7 protein-coding genes and 2 pseudogenes are annotated in these 7,586 nt (G+C 75.3%); 5 read left to right on the forward strand and 4 right to left on the reverse strand.

From position 1 onward, the window contains the following. Positions 1–1,275: 1,275 nt before the first annotated feature. The gene (locus EF903_RS25155; protein ID WP_125546841.1) at positions 1,276–1,647 is read right to left on the reverse strand and encodes an ArsC/Spx/MgsR family protein; all 372 of its coding nucleotides are present in this window, start codon (positions 1,645–1,647) and stop codon (positions 1,276–1,278) included. 107 nt (positions 1,648–1,754) lie between these two features. Between EF903_RS25155 and EF903_RS25160 the strand changes: the two genes are divergently transcribed. Continuing rightward, positions 1,755–2,012: a hypothetical protein gene (locus EF903_RS25160; protein ID WP_114057297.1), complete on the forward strand. Its 258-nt coding sequence runs from the start codon at positions 1,755–1,757 to the stop codon at positions 2,010–2,012. A gap of 47 nt (positions 2,013–2,059) precedes the next feature. Here the strand turns inward: EF903_RS25160 and EF903_RS25165 are convergent, their stop codons facing one another. After that, complete coding sequence (locus EF903_RS25165) at positions 2,060–3,163, reverse strand: PP2C family protein-serine/threonine phosphatase (RefSeq protein ID WP_312845961.1); 1,104 nt, start codon at positions 3,161–3,163, stop codon at positions 2,060–2,062. A 74-nt stretch (positions 3,164–3,237) separates the two neighbouring features. Beyond that, positions 3,238–4,071 carry a hypothetical protein gene (locus EF903_RS25170; protein WP_125546843.1) on the reverse strand — a complete coding sequence of 278 codons (834 nt, stop codon included), beginning with the start codon at positions 4,069–4,071 and terminating at the stop codon, positions 3,238–3,240. A gap of 117 nt (positions 4,072–4,188) precedes the next feature. On the opposite strand from EF903_RS25170, the gene EF903_RS25175 reads away from it, so the two are divergent. From EF903_RS25175 to EF903_RS25190, 4 genes and pseudogenes are all read left to right on the forward strand, one after another. Then, positions 4,189–5,202, forward strand: a complete 1,014-nt coding sequence (locus EF903_RS25175; protein WP_125546845.1) for an SPFH domain-containing protein — start codon at positions 4,189–4,191, stop codon at positions 5,200–5,202. Beyond that, positions 5,199–6,095, forward strand: a complete 897-nt coding sequence (locus EF903_RS25180) for a hypothetical protein (protein ID WP_125546847.1) — start codon at positions 5,199–5,201, stop codon at positions 6,093–6,095. Before EF903_RS25175 ends, EF903_RS25180 begins: the two co-directional genes overlap by 4 nt. Before the next feature lie 165 nt (positions 6,096–6,260). Beyond that, on the forward strand, positions 6,261–6,935 hold the full coding sequence (locus EF903_RS25185) for a VIT family protein (RefSeq protein WP_125546851.1): 675 nt from the start codon (positions 6,261–6,263) through the stop codon (positions 6,933–6,935). 72 nt (positions 6,936–7,007) lie between these two features. Further along, positions 7,008–7,469: pseudogene (locus tag EF903_RS25190) on the forward strand (NAD-dependent epimerase/dehydratase family protein); the annotation flags it as partial. A gap of 45 nt (positions 7,470–7,514) precedes the next feature. Here EF903_RS25190 and EF903_RS36140 read toward each other — a convergent pair. Beyond that, a pseudogene (locus EF903_RS36140) lies at positions 7,515–7,586 on the reverse strand (hypothetical protein); the annotation flags it as partial.

A 7,586-nucleotide genomic window follows, 5' to 3' on the forward strand; every position in this document is an offset into this window, starting at 1 on the left:
CCCCAGGGGAATGGCCTGGGGGGAGGGTGAGGCATGAGGGGGCATCAGGGAGCGGTCTCTCCCGCCCCGGCGGCCGTATCCAGCCCCACCGGCATCAGCAGACCCGTCGGCGGGGCCCTGTCGGCTCTGGTGTCGCCAAACGATGTCCAGAGCGTCATCCGGTGACAGGAGCGCCCCAGATCGCTACGCGGCCCGGCTCTCTTCGGCGGCCGTCGGCCGTCAGGGGCTGGGGCGGCGCGTCAGATCGCTACGTGGCCGGGCTCTCTTGGGCGTCCGGCGGCCGTCCGGGGCGGAGGCGGCGCGTGAGATCGCTACAGGGGCGCCGTCGGCTCGGCGACTGACCGCCGGAATGTCAGATGACGGGGGCTCGTAGGGCGAATGCTGTCCTCCTGCCGTCGGACGGCGATATAGGAGCAGCAGGGAGTGGGCTGGGGCGCTGCGCGCCCCACGACGGCCCATGCCGCCGAAAGAGGGCGGCAGTGCGCAGCGAATCGGACCGCTTCGCGGACCGGACGGCCCGCTGGCCGGCGAAGGTGGGCACACGCATGCAAGCTGTGGCGCTTCACGCTCCAGGACGGCCTGTCGGCCGCCGAATGACTCAGGCGAGTGGCGACGTGGGGCGCTTTGCTGCCCCAGACGGCGGCCAGCCGCCCATCATGCACGGGCATGTAGCGATCTGGGGCGCTGCGCGGCCCAGGGCGGGGGTCAGCCGCCGAGCCGAGGGTGCCCCTGTAGCGATCTGCCGCGCCGCCCAGCCTCTGACGGCCGTCGGCCGCCGAAAGAGCGGGGCCGCGTAGCGATCTGGGGCGCTTCTGTCTGCGGATGATGCTCTGGGCATCGTTTCGCGACATCAGGCCGACAGGGCCCCGCCGAGGGGTCTGCTGATGCCGGTGGGGCTGGATGCGGCTGCCGGAGCGGGAGGGCGAGGGCTCTGACGAGCCCCTGTGGTCTTCGTTCCCCCTGGCCGTTTCCCTGGGGGCGTCCCGGCAGAAAAAATGCCTCCGGGGCGGGTCGGTCTGTCAAGGGGGGCCCGCAAGGGCCATCGCGCAGCGACGCGACCGGAGGGAGCGCCCTTGAGGGACCGGCACGCCCCGGACACCATCAACTGCCGGGGACACCCCCAGTACCAATGCCGACCCCGACCGATCGGCTTCCGCTCGCACGGCCGCTGTCGTCGGGTCTTCGATGCCGCTCGTGGGGCTTCCGGTCGTTCGCCGCCCCCGCCGCTGTGATCCCGTCCTCGGGGCTTCCGCCCCTTTCCCTGCCTATCCCCGCCTATCCCCGCCGTGCGAGTGCCTCGCGGACCGCTTCCTCCGAGCGGGCCACCAGCGCCGTGCCGTCGTCTGCCGTGATGATGGGGCGCTGGATCAGCTTCGGGTGGGTGGCCAGGTGGGTGATCCAGCGGGCGCGGGCTTCGGGTGTGGCCTCGCGGGGGAGGTCTCGTACGCCGGTTTCCCTTGCCAGGGGGTCCGTGGTGCGGGTGATGTCCCAGGGCTCCAGGCCGAGCCGGGTCAGGACATCGCGGATCTCGGTTTCGGACGGGACGTCCTCCAGGTAGCGGCGGACGGTGTAGTCGGCGCCCTCCGCGTCCAGCAGGGTGAGGGCGCCGCGGCACTTCGAGCAGGCGGGATTGATCCAGATCTCCATGGCGCCCAGGGTAGTCAGAGGGGGTGTGGCCAGGGGGTTCTGTCAGTGCCCGCCGGTAAAATTCAGGGAGTAGGACAGGACGCCAACTACCGTTTGGGAGGCTGTAGATGGCCACTGCCAGGACCCCGATGCCCGTCAAGAAGAAGCCCCTTCCCGCGGGTCTGCCCCGGGAGTGGTACGAGAGCCACAACCGCCGGCTGAAGGCGATGCGGCTGGCGATATCCCTGCTCGACTCGGGGACGTACGACGCCCGGCGCGCCACCAACCGCAAGATCCGCACGATGGCGGTCAGGACGGGGATCCACCGGCCGTCGAACACCACCTGCAAGCTGGTGCGCGCGTTCATCGTGAGCAACGCGGGCTGACGCGTCCGGCTTCCGCGCCCCGGTCGGCCGTCCGGCCGGGGCGCGGGTCAGTCGTCCGCGGCGCACAGGGCCAGCAGGGCGACGTCGTCGCGGGGGCCGCCCCGGGTGAAGTCGACCAGGTCGTGCCAGAGGGCTTCGACCAGGCCGGCCGGGTCGCGGACCCGGCCCGGGGAGGCCACGACGGGGATGCGGGTGGCGAGGGGGTAGAAGGAGCCGCCCGCGTCGCGGGCCTCGGTGACGCCGTCGGTGTAGGCGAGGAGCCGGTCGCCCGGCAGGAGCGGGACGTCCGCGACGGCCGGGACTGCCGCCGAGGTCAGGCCGAGGCCCAGCGGCGGGCCCGGGTCGACGTCCAGTTCGGCGATCCGGATCCCGCGCAGCAGCAGGGCCGGAGGATGGCCGCAGGAGACGACGCGGACGAGGTCCAGGCCGGGCGGGAACTCCAGGAGCAGCGCGGTGGCGAACAGCTCGGGCTGCCCCGCGGGGGCGTCGGCCGTGCCGGCGGCGTCCGCGAGGAGCCTGCGGTCCAGCCGGGCGGCGACCGCGGCGAGCCCCGCGTCGTCGAGGACGCCCTCGCGGAAGGCGCCGAGCAGCGCGGCGACCGTGCCGACCGCGGCCAGGCCGTGGCCCTGCACGTCGCCGACCAGGGCGCGCACCCCGTACGGCCCGGCCCGTACGTCGTACAGGTCGCCGCCGACGAGCGTGCCGTGCTGTGCGGCGCGGTACAGGCCGGCGCAGCGCACGGGGCCCACCCGCCGGGGCACCGGCGGCAGGACGGCCATCTGGGCGGCCTCGGCGACGGTGCGGACGTTCACCAGCTGGGTGTCGCGTCTTCGGCGCACCCAGGCGATGACCACGCTGAGCAGGCCGATCGCGGCCACGGTCGCCAGGTCGGAACCGCGGGGGTGGGTGCCGGCGACGGACGGCACGGCGAGCGTCGCGAGCGCGACGGCGGCGCAGACGGCGGTGCCGGCGGGCCCGTACGCGAAGGCGGCCACGGGGGGCAGCCCGGCGAGGAAGAAGCCGAGCTCTGCGGCCGGGGTGAGCCGCTGGGCGACCACGAGCACGACCAGGGCGACCGCGGGGGCGATGCGGGCCCAGCGCGGCGGCGGTGCCCCGCGCAGCCAGCCCGGCTCCTGGCGTCGGCGTCTCACCCCTCCACCCTGGTACGGGCGCGTGGGCCGCGCACCCCGGACGGTGCGCCGGGTGGCCCTGTGCGGGCGGTCGGTCAGCGGCCCAGGGCGTTGCGCAGCGTGATCCCGTACCGGGTGCGCAGGCGGTGAACCTCCCAGACCGAGAGGGCGGTCACGGAGAGGGGGCCGCCGAGGAGGAAGGTGTAGAGCACCTCCGGCGGTGCGGCGACGTCGGGACCGTTGAAGAGCTGGAAGACGAAGAGCGACCACACCAGCAGGGGCGAGAGCAGCGCGGGGAGCAGCTGGTGGACGTCCGAGGCGCGGAAGCAGGAGGTCACGCAGGCGTACGCCGTGACGATCGTGTACGGGACGGAGACGATCAGCACGGCGATGGCGAGCAGGCAGCCGATGACGAGGGTGAGGAAGCTGAGGACGGAGCAGAGGATGCCGCGGCCCAGGAGGGAGGAGTAGAAGTCCACCAGCTCCACTTCGCCGACGAGGTCGCCCTTGACGGTGGAGAGGGCCAGCCAGAAGACGGCGGGGCCGATGGCGAGCGCCAGGACGCACACGAGCGGCCCCGCGAGCCGCCGGGCGAAGGCGCGGCGGCGGTCCGGGGCGCCGGCCGCGAGGAAGGCGATGATGCCGAGGACGCTGCCGGTCAGGAGGACGGCGCAGGCCATGCCGAGTTCGACGAGCTTTCCGAGGACGAACTCCTCCCGGCCCGAGCTGAGCGGGTAGGCCAGGACGAGCCACACGGCGCCGCCGAGGCCGAGGAGGGTGCGGGCGGTCTGCATCCTGCTGATGAGCCGGTCGTCGGGACGTTCGTCCGCGTCCGGTGCGTGGCTGCCCATGAGGGTGCGGAATATCTCGTCGACGGTGGCCAGCGGCCCCGTTGCCTCGCGGTCCGCCTGCGGTCTGGCCGTGCTCACTTGCCGTCCCCCCGGTGCGTGCGGGCGGGCGGCTCCCGCCCCGCCCCCGTTCTCGTCGGCTTGACGATATCAGAGCCTCCCGTTTATCGTCATCATGACGAAATCAAGGGGGTTCCCATGGCCGACATAACCCGGCGCCTCGGCTGGCGCCATCTGCGCTCCGCGCCCACCGCCCACATCCGCCACCACCGGCGCGGGCGGCTCGTCCACGACGGCCGCGGGCTCAGCTTCTGGTACCGGTCGCTGTCGGCGGCCCTCTCCGAGGTGCCCGTCGACGACCGCGAGCTGGCCATGGCCTTCCACGCCCGTACGGCCGACTTCCAGGACGTCACCGTGCAGGCCACGGTCACCTACCGGATCAGCGACCCGGCCGCGGCGGCCGACCGCCTCGACTTCTCCGTGGACCCCGACAGCGGGAGCTGGCGCGGCGCGCCCCTGGAGCAGATCTCGACCCTCCTCACCGAGACCGCGCAGCAGCACGCCCTCGACGTGCTGGCCCGGACCCCGCTGGCCGCCGCGCTGGTCGACGGCGTCGCGTCCGTACGGCAGAGCGTCGCCGCAGGCCTCGCCGCCGAGCCCCGGCTCCCGGACACCGGCATCGAGGTGGTGGCCGTGCGCGTCGTCGCGCTCCGACCCGAGGCCGAGGTGGAGCGCGCCCTGCGCACACCGGCCCGCGAGCAGATCCAGCAGGAGGCCGACCGGGCCACCTACGAGCGGCGGGCCGTCGCCGTCGAGCGCGAACGGGCCATCGCCGAGAACGAGCTGGCCAGCCAGATCGAACTGGCCCGCCGCGAGGAGCAGCTCGTCGAGCAGCGGGGCGTCAACTCCCGCCGCGAGGCCGAGGAGAAGGCGGCGGCCGACGGCGTGCGGACCGAGGCCGAGGCGGCCCGCAAGGTCGCCCTGGCCCGCGCGGACGCCGAGGCGGCGCGCGCGACCGGCGCGGCCCGTGCCGAGGCGCAGGCCGCCTGGCTGCGCGTGCACGGCGAGACCGGTGCCGACACCCTGCACGCCCTGGCGGCGACCCGGCTGGCGGAGAACCTGCCGCGGATCGACAGCATCACCCTCACCCCGGACGTCCTCACCGGCCTCCTCGGCCGGCTCGGGCGCCCGCAGCCCGGGGCGGACGCGTGAGCCTGGCCCCCCGGGCGGTGCTCGTGCACCGCAGGACCGAGTACGAGGAACTGGTCGCCCGGCACGGGACGCACGGCCAGGCCGCGTTCTTCCTCTCCAGCCGAGGCCGCTCCCTCGACGAGGTCGCCGACCGCCACCACCGGACCCGGCAGGCGCTGCGCGAGGCGGAGGCGGCCGTCCCGCTCACCTGGCGCAGCTCCCGGGTGGAACGGGCCGACCTGGACCGCTTCCTGTTCGCGCCGGAGGACGTGGTGGTCGTCGTCGGGCAGGACGGACTCGTCGCCAACACCGCCAAGTACCTCTCCGGGCAGCCGGTGGTCGGCATCGACACCGACCCCGGACGCAACCCCGGAGTCCTGGTCCGCCACCGCAGCACCGACACGGCCGCCCTGCTGCGCGCCGCGGCCGCCGGCGGCCGGACGGACGACCTGACCATGGTGGAGGCCGTCGCGGACGACACCCAGCGCCTCCTCGCGCTCAACGAGATCTACCTCGGTCCGCCCGGCCACCAGACGGCCCGCTACCGCCTCGGCGCCGACGGCGACACCGGCCCCGGCGAGGCCCAGGCGTCCTCGGGCGTCCTCGTCGGCACCGGCACCGGCGCCACCGGCTGGCTGCGCTCCCTGTGGCTGGAGCGCGGCAGCACCCTCCCGCTGCCCGCGCCGTGCGACCGCCGGCTCCTGTGGTTCGTACGCGAGGCCTGGCCCTCGCCCGCCACCGGCACGACGAGGGTCTCCGGCCACCTCCAGGGGCGGCAGGGACTGCGGCTGACCGTGGAGTCGGACCGGATCGCGGTCTTCGGCGACGGCATGGAGGCCGACGCCCTCCAGCTGACCTGGGGCCAGAGCGTACGGCTGGGCATCGCGGAGACGTCGCTGCGGCTGCTGGTGTGAGCGCCCGCACCGGCCGTCCCGCGGCCGACCGTCCCGCGGCCGCGCCCCCGTACGGTGCGCCGGGTGGCCGTACGGGGCGCACGCGCCGACAGTGGTGCCGTGACGGAACCGCAGCCGCAGCCGCGGCGGCCGGCCCCGCCGGGCGGGCCGCAGCCCGACGGGGCGATGAGCACCCGCATGAACTGGCTGAGGGCCGGGGTCCTCGGGGCGAACGACGGGATCATCTCCACGGCCGGCCTGGTCGTGGGCGTGGCCGGGGCCACCACGTCGCGGGCGGCGATCCTCGCCGCGGGTGTCGCCGGACTGCTGGCGGGGGCGCTGTCCATGGCGGCGGGGGAGTACGTCTCGGTGAGCTCCCAGCGGGACTCCGAGCGGGCCGCCCTCGACCAGGAGCGCCGGGAGCTGGTGGAGGAGCCGGAGGCGGAACTGGACGAGCTGACCGACCTGCTGGCGGCGCGCGGACTGAGCCGGGACCTGGCCCGGGAGGCGGCGGTGCAGCTCACCGAGCGGGACGCGCTGCGCGCCCACGCCGGGGTGGAGCTCGGCATCGACCCGGAGGCGCTGGCCAACCCGTGGCACGCGGCGCTGGCCAGCCTGGCCGCGTTCACGGTGGGGGCGCTCCTGCCGCTGCTGGCGATCGTCCTGCCGGGCCCGTCGGAGCGGGTCCCGGTCACGGCGGGGTCCGTGGCGGCGGCGCTGGTGCTGTGCGGGCTGGTCAGCGCCCGGTTGGGCGGGGCGCCCGCGGGGCGGGCGGTGCTGCGGAACGTGGCGGGCGGTGCGCTCGCGATGGGGGTCACGTACGCGGTGGGGACCTGGCTGGGCACCGCGGCCGGGGCCTGACCCCACCGAGGCGGACACGCTCGGCGGGTGTTCCGCCGCCCGGGCGGCCGCCGCGGCGGCATCATGGGGCGCATGCGCATCGCGGTCACCGGTTCCACCGGCCTCATCGGCAGTGCCCTCGTACGGTCCCTGCGGGCGGACGGGCACGACGTCGTCCGCTTCGTCCGGCGGGCGCCCGCCGCGCCGGACGAGGCGCAGTGGGACCCGGGAGCCGGGCGGGTCGATCCGGCGGGGCTCGCCGGGTGCGGGGCCGTCGTCCACCTGGCGGGCGCCGGCATCGGCGACCACCGGTGGACGGCCGCGTACAAGAAGGAGATCCGGGACAGCCGGGTACGGGGCACGGACGCCCTGGCGCGGGCCGCCGCCGCGATGGACGAGCCGCCCGCGGTGTTCGTCAGCGGCTCGGCCGTCGGCTACTACGGGGACGCCGGCGACCGCGTCCTCGACGAGACGGCCCCCGCGGGGAGCGGCTTCCTGCCGGAGGTGTGCCGGGCGTGGGAGGCCGCGGCCGACCCGGTCCGGGAGGCGGGCGTGCCCGTACTCCTCCAGGACGAGGACGGCGCAGCCTTCGCCGAGGACGAAGCCGTTGCGGGTGGCGTCGAAGGGGCGGGATGCGGTCGCCGGGTCGTCGTTGCGGGTGGAGGTGGCGCG

It is taken from the genome of Streptomyces sp. WAC05292 (assembly GCF_003949955.1).
Classification (GTDB): Bacteria; Actinomycetota; Actinomycetes; order Streptomycetales; family Streptomycetaceae; genus Streptomyces; species Streptomyces globosus.